This is a genomic window from Flavobacterium psychrolimnae, assembly GCF_003312425.1.
In the GTDB taxonomy this organism is placed as follows: domain Bacteria; phylum Bacteroidota; class Bacteroidia; order Flavobacteriales; family Flavobacteriaceae; genus Flavobacterium; species Flavobacterium psychrolimnae.
Map to the genome: position 1 here is coordinate 1 of NZ_QNUX01000004.1, position 13645 is coordinate 13645.

Annotated in this window: 14 protein-coding genes; 9 read left to right on the plus strand and 5 right to left on the minus strand. The window is 34.5% G+C overall.

Going from position 1 to position 13645, the window contains the following annotated elements; translation table 11 throughout:
- Window positions 1-157: 157 nt before the first annotated feature.
- The 3 genes from DR980_RS05355 (at window position 158) to DR980_RS05365 (ending at window position 1822) form a co-directional block, all read left to right on the plus strand.
- The gene (locus tag DR980_RS05355) at window positions 158-415 is read left to right on the plus strand and encodes a hypothetical protein (RefSeq protein ID WP_146779219.1); all 258 of its coding nucleotides are present in this window, start codon (window positions 158-160) and stop codon (window positions 413-415) included.
- Window positions 402-1085 carry a hypothetical protein gene (locus DR980_RS05360; protein ID WP_113634234.1) on the plus strand — a complete coding sequence of 228 codons (684 nt, stop codon included), beginning with the start codon at window positions 402-404 and terminating at the stop codon, window positions 1083-1085. Before DR980_RS05355 ends, DR980_RS05360 begins: the two co-directional genes overlap by 14 nt.
- A 221-nt stretch (window positions 1086-1306) precedes the next feature.
- The gene (locus DR980_RS05365; protein ID WP_113634235.1) at window positions 1307-1822 is read left to right on the plus strand and encodes a GNAT family N-acetyltransferase; all 516 of its coding nucleotides are present in this window, start codon (window positions 1307-1309) and stop codon (window positions 1820-1822) included.
- A 92-nt stretch (window positions 1823-1914) separates the two neighbouring features.
- Here the strand turns inward: DR980_RS05365 and DR980_RS05370 are convergent, their stop codons facing one another.
- The 3 genes from DR980_RS05370 to DR980_RS05380 form a co-directional block, all read right to left on the minus strand.
- Entirely contained in the window at window positions 1915-2472 is a 558-nt protein-coding gene (locus tag DR980_RS05370; protein WP_113634236.1) for a DUF4494 domain-containing protein, read from the minus strand.
- A 199-nt stretch (window positions 2473-2671) separates the two neighbouring features.
- Window positions 2672-3304: a nitroreductase family protein gene (locus DR980_RS05375; protein WP_113634237.1), complete on the minus strand. Its 633-nt coding sequence runs from the start codon at window positions 3302-3304 to the stop codon at window positions 2672-2674.
- A gap of 48 nt (window positions 3305-3352) precedes the next feature.
- Window positions 3353-3931 carry a TetR/AcrR family transcriptional regulator gene (locus tag DR980_RS05380; protein ID WP_113634238.1) on the minus strand — a complete coding sequence of 193 codons (579 nt, stop codon included), beginning with the start codon at window positions 3929-3931 and terminating at the stop codon, window positions 3353-3355.
- Window positions 3932-4351: 420 nt separating this feature from the next.
- Between DR980_RS05380 and DR980_RS05385 the strand changes: the two genes are divergently transcribed.
- The 4 genes from DR980_RS05385 (at window position 4352) to DR980_RS05400 (ending at window position 9046) form a co-directional block, all read left to right on the plus strand.
- Window positions 4352-4978 (plus strand): TetR/AcrR family transcriptional regulator, encoded by a 627-nt coding sequence (locus DR980_RS05385; RefSeq protein ID WP_394335934.1) that lies wholly within the window; start codon window positions 4352-4354, stop codon window positions 4976-4978.
- Window positions 4968-6299 carry a TolC family protein gene (locus DR980_RS05390; protein ID WP_113634239.1) on the plus strand — a complete coding sequence of 444 codons (1332 nt, stop codon included), beginning with the start codon at window positions 4968-4970 and terminating at the stop codon, window positions 6297-6299. Before DR980_RS05385 ends, DR980_RS05390 begins: the two co-directional genes overlap by 11 nt.
- A gap of 9 nt (window positions 6300-6308) precedes the next feature.
- On the plus strand, window positions 6309-7388 hold the full coding sequence (locus tag DR980_RS05395) for an HlyD family secretion protein (RefSeq protein WP_113634240.1): 1080 nt from the start codon (window positions 6309-6311) through the stop codon (window positions 7386-7388).
- A gap of 74 nt (window positions 7389-7462) precedes the next feature.
- Entirely contained in the window at window positions 7463-9046 is a 1584-nt protein-coding gene (locus tag DR980_RS05400; RefSeq protein ID WP_113634241.1) for an MDR family MFS transporter, read from the plus strand.
- Between the two features lie 27 nt (window positions 9047-9073).
- On the opposite strand, the gene yaaA is transcribed toward DR980_RS05400, so the two are convergent.
- Window positions 9074-9832, minus strand: coding sequence for a peroxide stress protein YaaA (gene yaaA, locus DR980_RS05405; RefSeq protein WP_113634425.1), 759 nt, complete (start codon window positions 9830-9832; stop codon window positions 9074-9076).
- 163 nt (window positions 9833-9995) lie between these two features.
- On the opposite strand from yaaA, the gene DR980_RS05410 reads away from it, so the two are divergent.
- Both DR980_RS05410 and DR980_RS05415 read left to right on the plus strand, forming a co-directional pair.
- Window positions 9996-10517, plus strand: coding sequence for a GNAT family N-acetyltransferase (locus DR980_RS05410; protein ID WP_167400540.1), 522 nt, complete (start codon window positions 9996-9998; stop codon window positions 10515-10517).
- Between the two features lie 44 nt (window positions 10518-10561).
- A complete protein-coding gene (locus DR980_RS05415) occupies window positions 10562-11836 on the plus strand; it encodes an NAD(P)/FAD-dependent oxidoreductase (protein WP_262510249.1) in 1275 nt (424 codons plus the stop codon).
- A 116-nt stretch (window positions 11837-11952) separates the two neighbouring features.
- Here the strand turns inward: DR980_RS05415 and DR980_RS05420 are convergent, their stop codons facing one another.
- On the minus strand, window positions 11953-13485 hold the full coding sequence (locus DR980_RS05420) for a SulP family inorganic anion transporter (protein WP_113634243.1): 1533 nt from the start codon (window positions 13483-13485) through the stop codon (window positions 11953-11955).
- Window positions 13486-13645: the final 160 nt, after the last annotated feature.

A 13645-nucleotide genomic window follows, 5' to 3' on the forward strand; every position in this document is an offset into this window, starting at 1 on the left:
TAGGTGGTCAATTTGAACTGGAAAGTGGTGGTCAGTTTGCTCCGAAACTGGTGGTCAATTTGCACTGGAATAGGATGGTCAATTTGACTGGTTTTTCCAGGTTAATATTCCTGTAATGCTATTTTATTGTTGGGTTACTGTTATTCTTCTCAACACAATGAGAATTAATTTTATAAACTCGACTCAGACAACTTTGACAAACATAAAAATCAGTGGTTGTGGTGGCGGACACATTGACAAATTAGAAAGTGGAGAAAGTGAAACAGTTTGGGTTGACATAACTGGTGACTGTTCCATAAACATTGATTACTTATCAAACGGTCAACGAAAAGAAGAAGGAGTTGCTGGCTATGTAACGAGTACTATGGGAAAGAAAATGAAACACAATATTGGCGGAAAAAATGAAGAAAAATAGATTATTATTGATTTTGACTACAATAGGACTTATTTCCTGTAATCAAGGAAGTACATCCTTTTCAGGTACTGTTGGTAAAGAAACTCTGATTTCGACGAAAATTGACAAAAGTCAAAAGCCATCAGCTAAGCACAATAAAAATAATTTTTACACTAAATATGAATACAATCAGTCTGACTGTACATCACTAATAATACAAAACAGCTTTCCAAAAAGCGGCATAAACTACACTGATCCGAATGGTAAGAAATATATTTATGCAGTGTTTTGGACTCAAATAATCAATAACACAGTAAATCCTATCGAGTTGACAATTGATTTTCCTTTAGATTCTTTTGAAATTCCATCTTCATCAGGCAACTTTATGAAATTACTTGTTCCTTCCGACACAATGACAATTGATAAAGAACCCATGAATGATTATGGTCTGAAAATAAAATATTTTTTAGATAATAATCGTTATAAATCGTCTTCGTTGAAGAGAACTATTAAACCAAAGAGTTCAACTGCATTTTATGTTGTACCTCTATCTAATCGTGGTGTTAGAGGCACTTTAAGAGCAGGATTTAGCTTAAAAGGGCAAAATCTGTTTTATAGTGTTAACAATAAAGAAATTCTTAGCGGAAAGATTGATTTACCCGCTCCGCAAAGTCTTCTTCTAAAAAAATAAACTTCTCGTTAATGCTGCGCAAATGTCTCTTACTTTGCGCTAGCAATCGCAACAAATACTTTGGAAAACAAGATAATTGCTGCAGGCTGTTAATAATAAACACGCTCCTCAAATTAAGTTTCCAAATAATAAATCATTCCATGATACAGATTGTCCAAAATTCAAAGTTTGTTTTGTACTTTTAAAGCACACTCATTAACTGAAAAACTCAAATTACAATAATGAATTATCACTTTAGAAAAGCGGAACTATCTGAAATAGCTCCGATATGGGAAATTTTACAACAAGCTATACAACGCAGAAAAGAAGATGGGAGTACCCAATGGCAAGACGGTTATCCAAATCCTGAAGTCATACAAAAAGACATTGAAAAAAGAGAAGGATTTGTTTTGGCAGACGGAGAAACTATAATCGGTTACAGTGCGGTACTTATTAATGATGAACCTGCTTACGCTACAATTGAAGGAAACTGGTTAACGAACGATGATTTTGTTGTCATGCACCGAGTAGCCATTTCTGAAAAATATTTGGGTAAAGGACTGGCAAAACTGATGCTAAAAAACATAGAAGATTTTGCGTTAAGCAACAACATTTACAGTGTAAAAGCAGACACAAATTTTGATAATATCGCCATGATGAAAATTTTTGAAAACTTAGGTTATACCTACTGTGGCGAAGTATATTTTAGAGGAAGCCCTAGGAAAGCATTCGAGAAAGTTTTAACTAAAGAAAACTAATTAAAATTAAAAAACCGCAAATTCGCAAATAAAAACAGCTAACAACTGTTTCAATACTTTGCAAATTTGCGGTGAGTTTTAAAAAAAAAATATTAAACTACGGCTTCTTCTTCAGGAGCAGTTTCAAATTCCATGTGATCCTCGATTTCCGTTGCTACTTCCGGTTTTGATGCTTTGAGCGCATTGAATCTTTCTAATTGTTCCAGTTCTCCTTCTTCCCCACTGAAATAAGGAAAAACATCCATAATAGGAGATTCTGAAATTGCAGGAACGGTGTAATCGCCCATCGTACCTTTCATCACGCTAATGGTGTTGTCATAAGCCTCTTTTACATCATTGGCTTGCACTAATAAATACATATTAGTTTTGCGTTCTTTACCGCTTTCTTCGTCATATGCCAATAATGAAACTTTAGATCTGAACCAGCGATCCGCGTTTTCGAAAGGATGAATCTCAGCATAATTAGCGACTTTTATATTCGTGATTTTGAATTCTTCACTGATATACGCTGACATTTCTTCATTGATTCTGCTTTCAGCTTCCGTGTAAGACAACGCGTCTACCAAGTATGGTTCAGTTGTAATCTTTTGTCCGCCAGTTTCATCTGTTTTTCTATATTTTACCTTGCATTCGTACCAAGTTGTGCTCATTTCTTTTTTTTTTAAGGATGTCAAAGATAGATTTAAAAGAAAAAAAACAACAGGATTACTAAAATAGATATTCACAATTTTAGGCAGCAGATGGAATTGATCTTTATTTCAATTAAAAGAATTAATTACTCAAATAAAAAAAACAGCCTTTGCTTATTGCAAAGGCTGTTTTTATAAAATATTTCTTCAGAATTGAGTCTCAATCAATAAATTTAACTAAATCCTCTTTGTTTTTTCTGACTTTTGCTAAGTTTGCTAACCAATCATTTTCAGCATCTCTGTAGCCTAGAGGAAGAATTACACAACTTCTAAGACCTTTTGCTCTTAGGTCCAAAATTTCGTCTAAAGCGTCTGGCTCAAAACCTTCAATTGGTGTGCTGTCTACGCCTTCAAAAGCGGCAGCTGCAATAGCCATTGAAAAAGCAATATAAGCTTGTCTTGCTGCGTGCTGAAAGTTTACTTCGGCATCTTTTTGTGGATACGTATTCAACAACATCTGACGGTAATTTTCAAAACCCTCATTTTTAAAACCTCTTACATCATTGGTATGATCAAATACTTTATTGATTCGCTCCGCTGTATACGTATCCCAAGCCGCAAATACTAATAAATGGGAACAGTCTGTAATCACGGATTGATTCCAACCGATTGCTCTGATTTTTTCTTTAATTTCTTGATTGGTTACCACCAATATTTCAAAAGGTTGCAAACCACTTGATGTAGGTGCTAGAATTGCTGCTTCCAGAATGTTATCAATTTTTTCTTGAGCTACTTTTTCTCCGTTCATCGCTTTGGCTGCATAGCGCCAATTCAATTTGTCTAATAATTCCATTTCTATTGTATTAATTAATTACTGTTCGTTTATAATGTTGCAAAAAGTTTACACTTTTATACTGTCCCATGCCGCTTGAAAACTTTCTTGCAATGTTTTTTCATCCAAAGGACACAATCCCCTATTTTTCATGTTCATCAAAAAAGCCATTGGATATATCGAATAAGCATACATCAGATAAGGTGAGATATCCTTAAAAATACAGTCTTCTTTCCCTTTCACCCACAAATCAAAAAGCGGTGTCAAAAACTCTAATCCCTCTTGTCTTGTTAGTTCATCGATCATAGGCGTATTATCACATTGCGATAAAAAAGAAGCTTCTTCTCGATGAGTCAGTTTATAATGTGCCATATTGAACCAGATTTTTTTAAACCTAACCTCCACTGATTCCTGAAGATTATAATCTGAAAAGGCAGCTTCAGCAAAAGATGATTTTACCGTGAGATACAATTGACTGACTAAATCTTGTTTACTTTGAAAAAAAAGATAAATCGTGGCGGGAGAAACGGCTGCAATTTTAGCAATTTTCGCCATTGAAGCCCCTTGAATTCCTCCATTATTTACTAAAGTCAAAGTAGCCTTCAAGAGAGCAGTCCGTTTATCAATACTTTTTTGAAGTTGTGCCATGTTTGCTATTATTTTTATTTTTCTAATAAATAAGTACTCATTCAAAAAATGCTCAAAAATAAATTTGTACTAAAATCACATTTGAAATGCAAAGGTACCATAAAAAAGAATGAACGTTCATAAATTAGATTTAATTATGATTTGTTTACACTTATATGAATGTAAGGGAAAAGAAAACATTTCGATAAACATGATTTTTTTGCTATTCACTTTTAAAAATGGGTTGAAGATATCAATAAGGAACCTTCAATGATTCAAAAATATTTGACAAGCAGATTATAAAAATTTTTCTAATTAATTAAATTGAAAATTCAACTTTACTACAACCCATAATTTTTATTAAAAAAATGTTAAAAAAATATTAAACACTTGTTTAAATTAAACACTTGTTTAGTTTTGTTTAACGAAAATTCGATTCCATTGAAAAGTAATTTTAACGACAAACAAATTCAAATACTCGAAGTTGCAGAAACTCTTTTTGCAGAGAAAGGATTTGATGGCACTTCCATTAGAAACATAGCAAAAGTGGCGAAAATTAATATTGCTATGGTTTCGTATTACTTTGGTTCCAAGGAACGATTACTGGAATCCCTTATTGTTTACAGAACTTCGGATCTCAAAAATCAATTAGAAAATTTACTACTGGAAGATCTTGAACCTATTGAAAAAATTAATAAGCTAATTGCCCTTTATATCAATAGAATCAATAGCAACCGAGGAATTTACAGAATTTTACATTACGAATTTACTTCTAAAAAGAGAGAGCAAAATCTTCAGGCTTTTTCGGAATTAAAAAAAGGAAATTTAAAATCCCTTGAAACTATTATTGAGGAAGGTCAGAAAAAAGGCATTTTCAGAAAAGACGTTATTATTCCGTTGATTACGCCCACTATTCTGGGCACATTCTTTCATTTTCACATGAATAAACCTTTCTTCGAAAATTTATTGAACCTGAAAACCGAAGATTTATACAATAATTATATCAAAACCAATTTGACAAAGCATATTCAACAAACTATAAAAGCACTTCTGATATATGAAAGTTAATCAATTCATGCTCTTTGGGATTTTCTTCATCGGAATTTCATCCTTATCAGCACAAGAAAAAACAAGTTTAACATTGAACGAAGCCATTAATTTGGCTTGGACCAAAAGCAATGAAGTTACGCTGGCCAATACGAAAGTAAAGACCAAAAAATACGAATTGCAGGCTACAAAAAACAATCAATATCCTGATTTGAAACTTTCTGGTCAGTACCAAAGATTGGCGAATGCATCAGTAGATTTTAAACTGAATCAAAACAATTCCGGTACTCCGCAGACGCTTCCTATTGTCAATCAGTTAATGATTGGACAGTTGAATGCCAGTGTTCCGGTATTTTCTGGTTTTAAAATCCAAAACAGCATCATAGCAAATGAAAATTTGTATCAGGCTGAAATGGCGACAGCATCCCAAACTAAAGAAGAAATAGCGTTGCGGGTAATAGATTATTATGCCAGTTTATACAAAGCGCAAAAAACAATTGAACTGCTGAAAGAAAATCAAAAAAGTGCCAAACAACGCGTTAAAGATTTTATAGAGCTTGAAAAAAATGGAATCATTCCCAGAAATGATCTGTTAAAATCTAAATTGCAGGCTTCAAAAATACAATTGTCACTGGATGAGACAAATAATAATTTAAAAATAATCAACTTTTATTTGGTTACACTTTTAAAATTAAATCCAGATACCAAACTGGAAATTCGGGAGGATGATTTTGCTGATTTCCAAATGACAAATATTCCAATCAATGAATTACCGGCTTTAGAAAATCGGAAGGATTTAGAAGCGATTCGGTTTCAGGGAAAAGCCAGCGAAGCGAATATCAAAATAGCGAAAGGTTCCTATTATCCAGCCATCGCAATCATTGGCGGATACACCGCTTTAGACCTCAGCAACGTGATTACGGTTCAAAATGCAATGAATATCGGAGTTGGAATTTCTTATGATTTAAGCGCTATTCTAAAAAACGGAACTTTGGTCAGACTGGCTGAAAATAAGTTTTTAGAAGTACAGAATTCTGAAGCAATATTAACGGACTACATTAAAATTCAAGTCCATAAAGCGATTGAAGATTACGATTTAGCATTGAAACAAAACACGGTTTATGAAGAAGCACAAGAACAGGCGACTGAAAATTTCCGAATTGTAAAAGACAAATATGACAATGGACTTTCGGACACAAATGACTTGCTCGAAGCTGATGTGGAACAGCTAAATTCACAAATCAATAAAGCTTTGGCGAAAGCCAATACGATCCAAAAATACTACGAGTTACTCTCCGTAACAGGTCAATTATCTCAATCGTTCAATCTTGCTCAAAAATAATCAACTACCATGGAAAAGAAAAAAACAAATAAAAAATTCATTATTATCCTAGTAGCATTGGTTGTTTTAGGAGGTACTTATGGAACTTTTAAATACATCCATTCCCAATCCCACGAGGAAACTGATGATGCACAAATTGAAAAAAACATGAATCCAATTATCCCGAGAGTTTCCGGATATGTAGATAAAGTGTACATCAAAGACAACGATTTTGTAAAAAAAGGCGATACTCTTTTTACTATTGACCGAAGAGACTACCAATTGAAAATTGAAGAAGCCAATGCAGCAATGATTGGCGCTGAAGGTAATTTTGCAGTGACAAAAGCTGATATTGGAAGTGCTTTAGCCAGCATTTCTGTTTCTGATGCTAATGTGTTATCCGCGAGTGGAAATATAGAATCCGCAAAAATAAGATTGGGCCGCATTACAAGTGATTACAACCGATATGAGAATTTGTACAAAAGCCATTCTATCACAAAGCAGCAGTACGAACAAGCTTTAGCGGCAAAACTGGAAGCAGAAAGTCAAGTTCGTGTTTTGCAACAGCAAGAAAGAGCCAGTGCATTTCAAAAATCAGTTATTGTGGCTAAATCAAAGGTTTCTGATAAACAAACCGAAGTGGCTGCTGCCAATATTAAAAGAGCAAAAGCATTGCTTGACGCAGCAAAATTGAATTTAACCTATACCTCGGTAACTGCTGCGATTGATGGTCAGGTATCTAAAATTGATATTCAGCCGGGACAATTAGTTCAGCCGGGACAATCTCTATTTTATATTATCAACAACAAAGAAGCTTGGGTTATTGCTAATTTCAAAGAAACGCAATTGAACAAAATGGTAATTGGACAAAAAGTAACCGTAAAAGTAGATGCGTATCCTGATTATGATTTCGAAGGTTCAGTAACATCATTTTCACCTGCAACAGGATCTCGATTCTCATTGCTACCGCCAGATAACGCAACAGGAAACTTTGTAAAAACGATTCAAAGATTACCGGTAAAAATAAGTTTGAACGCAACAAACGACCCTGAAAAAATAAAATTATTGCGCCCTGGAATGAATGTCGATGTCGATGTGCATTTAAAATAAATCTATTTTTCTAGATTTAAAAAAATAAAAAAAGCGATCCTTTTAAGACAATTATAGTTTACACTTTAGCATAAATGGTACAAGCGGGAGAAGACGATTTAGTAGAATATGGCTACAGACGAGTTCTGATTACGATTACAGCAATACTTTGTACCCTGCTCGAAATCGTAGACACCACAATTGTCAATGTAGCACTGACAAACATGAGGGGAAGTCTGGGTGCTACACTAAACGATGTTGCGTGGGTAATTACCGCTTATGCTATAGCCAATGTTATTGTAATTCCTATGACCAGTTGGTTGTCACAACAATTTGGAAGACGGAATTATTTTGTTACTTCCATCATTATTTTTACGGTAGCTTCTTTTTTATGCGGGAATGCAGACAATATCTGGGAACTTGTAACTTTTAGATTTATTCAAGGATTGGGTGGTGGCGCTTTATTAGTGACAGCTCAAACCATTATAACCGAGAGTTATCCTATTGCAAAACGAGGTATGGCCCAAGCGATTTACGGAATGGGTGTCATTGTTGGACCTACTTTGGGACCACCATTAGGAGGCTATCTCGTTGACAATTTTTCTTGGCCATATATTTTTTACATCAATATTCCACTTGGAATTATAGCCACTATTTTAGCACTGACTTTTGTAAGAAGTCCCAAATATGGCGAAAAGTTGAAATCCAATCAAGTCGATTGGTTGGGGATTTTTCTATTAATGGCATTCATTGGTTCTTTGCAATATGTGTTAGAGCACGGGCAACAAGACGATTGGTTCAATAATAAAACAATTATACTTTTAAGCACTATTACCGTTTTTGGTTTAGTATTGTTTATTTGGAGAGAGTTAACATATAAATATCCGATTGTCAACTTGGGTGTTTTAAAAGATGGGAATCTAAGAATTGGAACAGTAATGTGTTTTATTTTAGGATTTGGACTCTATGGTTCCACTTTAATCATCCCAATTTATACACAAACAATTTTAGGTTGGACTGCAACTGATGCGGGGCTGTTACTGATTCCAGGCTCGATAACCACAGCTTTAATGATGCCAATTGTTGGAAATTTACTTCAAAAAGGTGTTCCCCAAAGTTACATGGTAGGTCTTGGTTTTTTAATTTTCTTTTTCTTTACTTATATGATGCACAACAGTATGACACCAAATACTGGTGTTGAGCATTTATATTGGGGCTTAATTTTAAGAGGAATTGGATTAGGATTGCTGTTTGTACCTATAACCACATTGTCTCTTTCCACTTTAAAAGGAAAAGATATTGGTGAAGGTGCTGCCTTTACAGGAATGATGCGGCAATTAGGAGGTTCTTTTGGTATTGCCATCATTACAACTTTTATCACCCGATTTAGCCAGGAACACAGAGTTATTTTAGTTTCACATTTAGACACAACCAGATTACAAGTTCAAGAGCGAGTTTTGATGCTGCAAAAAGGATTTATGTCAAAAGGATTTTCTGCTAATGAATCGTTGAAAAAAGCGTATCAGGTCATTGACTACTCTGTAATGAAACAAAGTGCTGTTTTATCGTATATGGATATTTTTATGTATCTCGGAATTATGTTCCTATGTTGCATTCCAATTATCTTTTTTATTAAAAAAGGGAAAAACAAAATCAACCCGGCTGATGCTATGCATTAGTAAACAAGCGATTAGTCGCGTCTATACCTACCTAGTAAAAACCAAATGATTTCCTTCTGATAAATTAGCATCAAATTGATAGCCATCGTAATTAAATCCTTTTAAATCATCAATGGTTTGAGCGTTTGTGTCAATAATGTAACGCACCATCATTCCTCTTGCCTTTTTAGCAAAAAAACTGATTATTTTTAGTTTTCCGTTTTTGTAATCTTTGAATTCCGGAGTAATTACGGGAACTTTCAACGCCTTGACATCTATTGCCGAAAAATATTCATTGCTGGCTAAATTGACAAATAGCTCATCTTCTTTAAGCTCTTTATTTAAAGCCTTTGTAATTATTGGTTTCCAAAATTCATACAGGTTTTTGCTGTCGCCAATGGGTAATTTTGTTCCCATTTCCAATCGGTATGCCTGAATCAAATCCAACGGTTTCAGTAATCCGTACAAACCAGAAAGAATTCTTAAGCGATCTTGTAAAGCTTCTATTTTTTTTGCAGGAATCGAATAAGCGTTTAATCCTATATAAACATCTCCATCAAAAGTATAAATAGCGGGACGCGCATTTGAAGTCGTAAAAGGAGTTTTCCAATCTTGATTTCGCTTCCAATTCAAATCAGCCAGTTTATCCGAAATACTCATTAAATCAGATAAGTCCGCAGGCTTTTTCTCTTTCAAAACTTTATGAACTTGACGCGATTCTTTTAAAAATAAAGGTTCCGAATGCAATGCAGTGGGCAAATTTTTATCAAAATTTAAAGACTTGGCTGGCGATATTACAATTTTCATAGACAATACTCTTTTGAGCGTTTTTTATTAATTTTCTCAAAAGTACTAATTGCAATCAAGAAATCACGAATCATTAAATTGATTTGTTTAATAGTTCGATAGAGAATGAAAATTGTTTCATAATTTAATTATTTTTGAAAAATAAAAATACCGCCAAGTAATTATGAATACGATTGAGATTAGAAAAGCAACAGTATCTGATTTGGATTCAATCCAAAATATAAGCATCCAAACTTTTACTGAAACTTTTGCGGCTGTAAATACTCCGGAAAATATAGCCGATTATATAAAAAACAGCCTGAATTCAGCACAATTAACTACGGAGTTGAAAAATCTAAACTCACAGTTTTATATCGCGTACTCAAATGATGAAGTTGTTGGTTATTTAAAAATAAACTTTAGTGATGCCCAAACGGAATCTTTTAACGAAAATGCTTTAGAAGTGCAACGGATTTATGTTTTACAAAATTTTCATGGAAAAAATATTGGACAACTACTGCTTGATGAAGTAAAGAAGATTGCGCAAATTACAAACGTTGATTCTGTTTGGCTCGGTGTATGGGAAGAAAATCACAGAGCAATTCGATTTTATACGAAAAATGGATTTGTTGTGTTTGACAAACACGTTTTCATGATGGGTAATGACGAGCAAACAGATTTATTGATGCAACTTCAAATACGTTAATAAAAATTAAATTATCACTTGTTTAGGCACTTCTAAAACGGTAATTGACTTATTTTTGTGCCAAACATTATCAAAATACTATGAAACAGGATGTAATTATTGTGGGAGCGGGATTGGCGGGATTAGCTGCTGCTGTTCATTTGCAACGTCAAGGTAGAAAAGTACTTCTTCTCGAAGCCAGTGATCGTGCAGGCGGAAGAATTAAAACTGATTCACATGAAGGTTTTCTTTTAGACAGAGGTTTTCAAGTGCTTTTGACTGCTTACCCTGAAACACAAACATTACTGAATTATACCGATTTAAAACTAAAAAAAATGTTACCCGGAGCTACCGTTCTTTATAACGGAGGAAGTTTTGAAATTGCAGATCCATTCCGAAGACCTTCTGCGGCCTTTGCCACTCTTTTTGCTCCAGTTGGAACGTTAAAAGATAAAATCAATACGCTTTGGTTAAAGAATAAATTACAAAAACTAACCATTAAAGAAATTTTCGAACAGCCGGAACAAACAACTCTCAAGCAACTGGCTGATTATGGTTTTAGTCCAAAAATGATTCAACGTTTTTATGCGCCTTTTCTTTCGGGTATCTTTTTGGAAAACGAGCTGCAAACTTCCCGTCGAATGTTTGATTTTGTGATGAAAATGTTTTCGGATGGTGATGTTGCAGTTCCTGAATTTGGTATGGAAGAAATACCCAAACAATTAGTTGCCATGCTTCCCGAATGTAGTATTCAATACAATATGAAAGTCATTGCTATTGACGACAATTCCGTAATTACTGAAGATGGAACCGTTATGGAAGCCAACCAAATCCTTTTGGCTACGACCGCAAATCACTTGACCCAAAAATACTTCCCGAAGCAAAAAATGACTTCGCATCAAGTAACAAATATTTATTTTGAAGCCAATGAAGCGCCTACTGAAAAAGCAGTAGTGATTTTAAATGCTTCAACTAAGAAAAAATGGGTAAATAATTTGACGGTGATGTCTAATGTTTCCAAAGCGTATGCGCCAAAAGGAAAAGTACTTATTTCAATTTCCTACAATGGAATTCCAACTGTTGATGACGCAACTTTGGCAGAAAGCATGAAGCAAGAATTGAAACAATGGTATGGCGAAAAAGTAAATTCATGGAAAATGCTAAAAGCCTATCGCATTGAATATGCTTTGCCAACGCAGGAAAGTGTTCGAAATACGATTGATGCTTCTGAAATAAAAATCTCGGATACGCTATTCATTTGTGGAGACAATTTATTGAATGGTTCTATAAATGCCGCATTGAAAACGGGACGATTAGCTGCTGAAGCGATGAAAATATAGTTTGCTCTACATTATAAATCGATTATTGCCACAATTTTACAGATTTTTAATTTGTCAAAAAAATTATAATCGGTGAATCTGTGGCTATTTTTTTTGCCTTTCTATAAATTAAATCGCTAATCTATTACCACTTTATAGCTAGGATCTTCAAGAATATTTACGTCAATTACGGTGTCAGCATTTTTTAATAAGGTTCTGCAATCTGCGCTTAAATGGCGCAAATGAACCGTTTTATTGACTTTTGCATACCGCTCCGTAATCTTATTTACGGCATCAATCGCACTCATATCGGTGATTTTACTTTCTTTAAAATCAATAATGACCTCGTTTGGATCATTAGAGACATCAAATTTTTCTGAGAAAGCCGTAGTGCTAGCAAAAAATAAAGGCCCATAAATTTCGTAATGCTTCACCCCTTTTTCATCAATATATTTCTTAGCTCGAATCCTTTTGGCACTTTCCCAAGCAAAAACTAAAGCAGAAATAATAACTCCGATTAAAACGGCTAAAGCCAGATTATGCAATACAATAGTAATCAACGCAACCAAAACTCCAACAAAAATATCGTGCTTCGGCATTTTATTAATGATTCTAAAACTTGCCCATTCGAAGGTCCCAATTGCAACCATAATCATGACACCAACTAAAGCCGCCATAGGCAATTGTTCAATTATTGGGGCACCAAATAAAATAATCATAAGTATAGTCAGCGCAGCAACAATTCCGGACAATCGCGCTCTGGAACCCGCCGAAAGATTAACTAAAGTTTGTGCAATCATAGGACAACCGCCCATCCCGAAGAAAAAGCCATTCAAAATATTCGAACTCCCTTGCGCAATACATTCGCGATTTCCATTTCCTTTTGTCTCCGTGATTTCATCAACTAAATTCAATGTCAATAAACCTTCTGTCAGTCCCACCGAAGCCATGATTAAAGCGTAAGGAAATATAATTTGCAACGTTTCCAGATTTATTGGAATATTCGGAATGTGAAATGGCGGAAAACCACCACTAACGGAAGCAATATCACGCACGATTTTAGTTTCAATTCCAAAGAAAAAAACCAATGCAAAAACCACAAGAATAGCCACTAATGAAGCTGGAACTGCATTTGTTATTTTAGGAAGCAATACTACAATTCCAATAGTCAGTGCAACTAATCCCGCCATAATGAACAAAGGAGTTCCCGATAGCCAAGTATTTTTGCCGTTGACTACAGCTTTAAATTGATCCAACTGCGATATGAAAATAATAACCGCTAATCCATTCACGAAACCAAACATAACGGGTTGCGGCACCAATCGTATAAATTTTCCAAGTTTAAAAATACCTACTAAAATTTGTAAAACACCAGCCAAGGCAACGGCAGCAAGAACATATTCTAATCCGTTAGAATTCATTAAAGCGATTAAAACAATAACAGTTGCTCCTGCTCCACCGGAAATCATTCCAGGTCTTCCACCGAAAACTGCCGTAATTAAACCAGCGATAAATGCAGCGTATAAACCCATCAGTGGGGGAAAACCCGCTACTATAGCAAAAGATAGAGATTCTGGAATCATGGTCATAGCAACCGTTAATCCCGCTAAAATTTCTGTTCTGTAATTGACTTTTTGTGAGAAATCAAATAAATTAAATGCTTTTTTCATGAATAATTATAATAAGAAACTTCCGATACAATTTTATTGTTCAAAATTGCATCGCAAAAAAATTTCGATAAACTTTTTTGGGGAAAATCCCTCGATTTAAAGACTCTAAATCAGGTTGGAGTACATTCTGAGATTACTAGGATAACGTTTTACATTAGAG

What these genes read in the sequence shown, in the direction of transcription:
- yaaA (WP_113634425.1), bottom strand. Translation starts at nt 9,832, where the DNA reads ATGAAAATTGTAATATCGCCAGCCAAGTCTTTAAATTTTGATAAAAAT.
- DR980_RS05380 (WP_113634238.1), bottom strand. Translation starts at nt 3,931, where the DNA reads ATGGCACAACTTCAAAAAAGTATTGATAAACGGACTGCTCTCTTGAAG.
- DR980_RS05370 (WP_113634236.1), bottom strand. Translation starts at nt 2,472, where the DNA reads ATGAGCACAACTTGGTACGAATGCAAGGTAAAATATAGAAAAACAGAT.
- DR980_RS05420 (WP_113634243.1), bottom strand. Translation starts at nt 13,485, where the DNA reads ATGAAAAAAGCATTTAATTTATTTGATTTCTCACAAAAAGTCAATTAC.
- DR980_RS05410 (WP_167400540.1), top strand. Translation starts at nt 9,996, where the DNA reads ATGAATACGATTGAGATTAGAAAAGCAACAGTATCTGATTTGGATTCA.
- DR980_RS05395 (WP_113634240.1), top strand. Translation starts at nt 6,309, where the DNA reads ATGGAAAAGAAAAAAACAAATAAAAAATTCATTATTATCCTAGTAGCA.
- DR980_RS05390 (WP_113634239.1), top strand. Translation starts at nt 4,968, where the DNA reads ATGAAAGTTAATCAATTCATGCTCTTTGGGATTTTCTTCATCGGAATT.
- DR980_RS05365 (WP_113634235.1), top strand. Translation starts at nt 1,307, where the DNA reads ATGAATTATCACTTTAGAAAAGCGGAACTATCTGAAATAGCTCCGATA.
- DR980_RS05355 (WP_146779219.1), top strand. Translation starts at nt 158, where the DNA reads ATGAGAATTAATTTTATAAACTCGACTCAGACAACTTTGACAAACATA.
- DR980_RS05400 (WP_113634241.1), top strand. Translation starts at nt 7,463, where the DNA reads ATGGTACAAGCGGGAGAAGACGATTTAGTAGAATATGGCTACAGACGA.
- DR980_RS05375 (WP_113634237.1), bottom strand. Translation starts at nt 3,304, where the DNA reads ATGGAATTATTAGACAAATTGAATTGGCGCTATGCAGCCAAAGCGATG.
- DR980_RS05360 (WP_113634234.1), top strand. Translation starts at nt 402, where the DNA reads ATGAAGAAAAATAGATTATTATTGATTTTGACTACAATAGGACTTATT.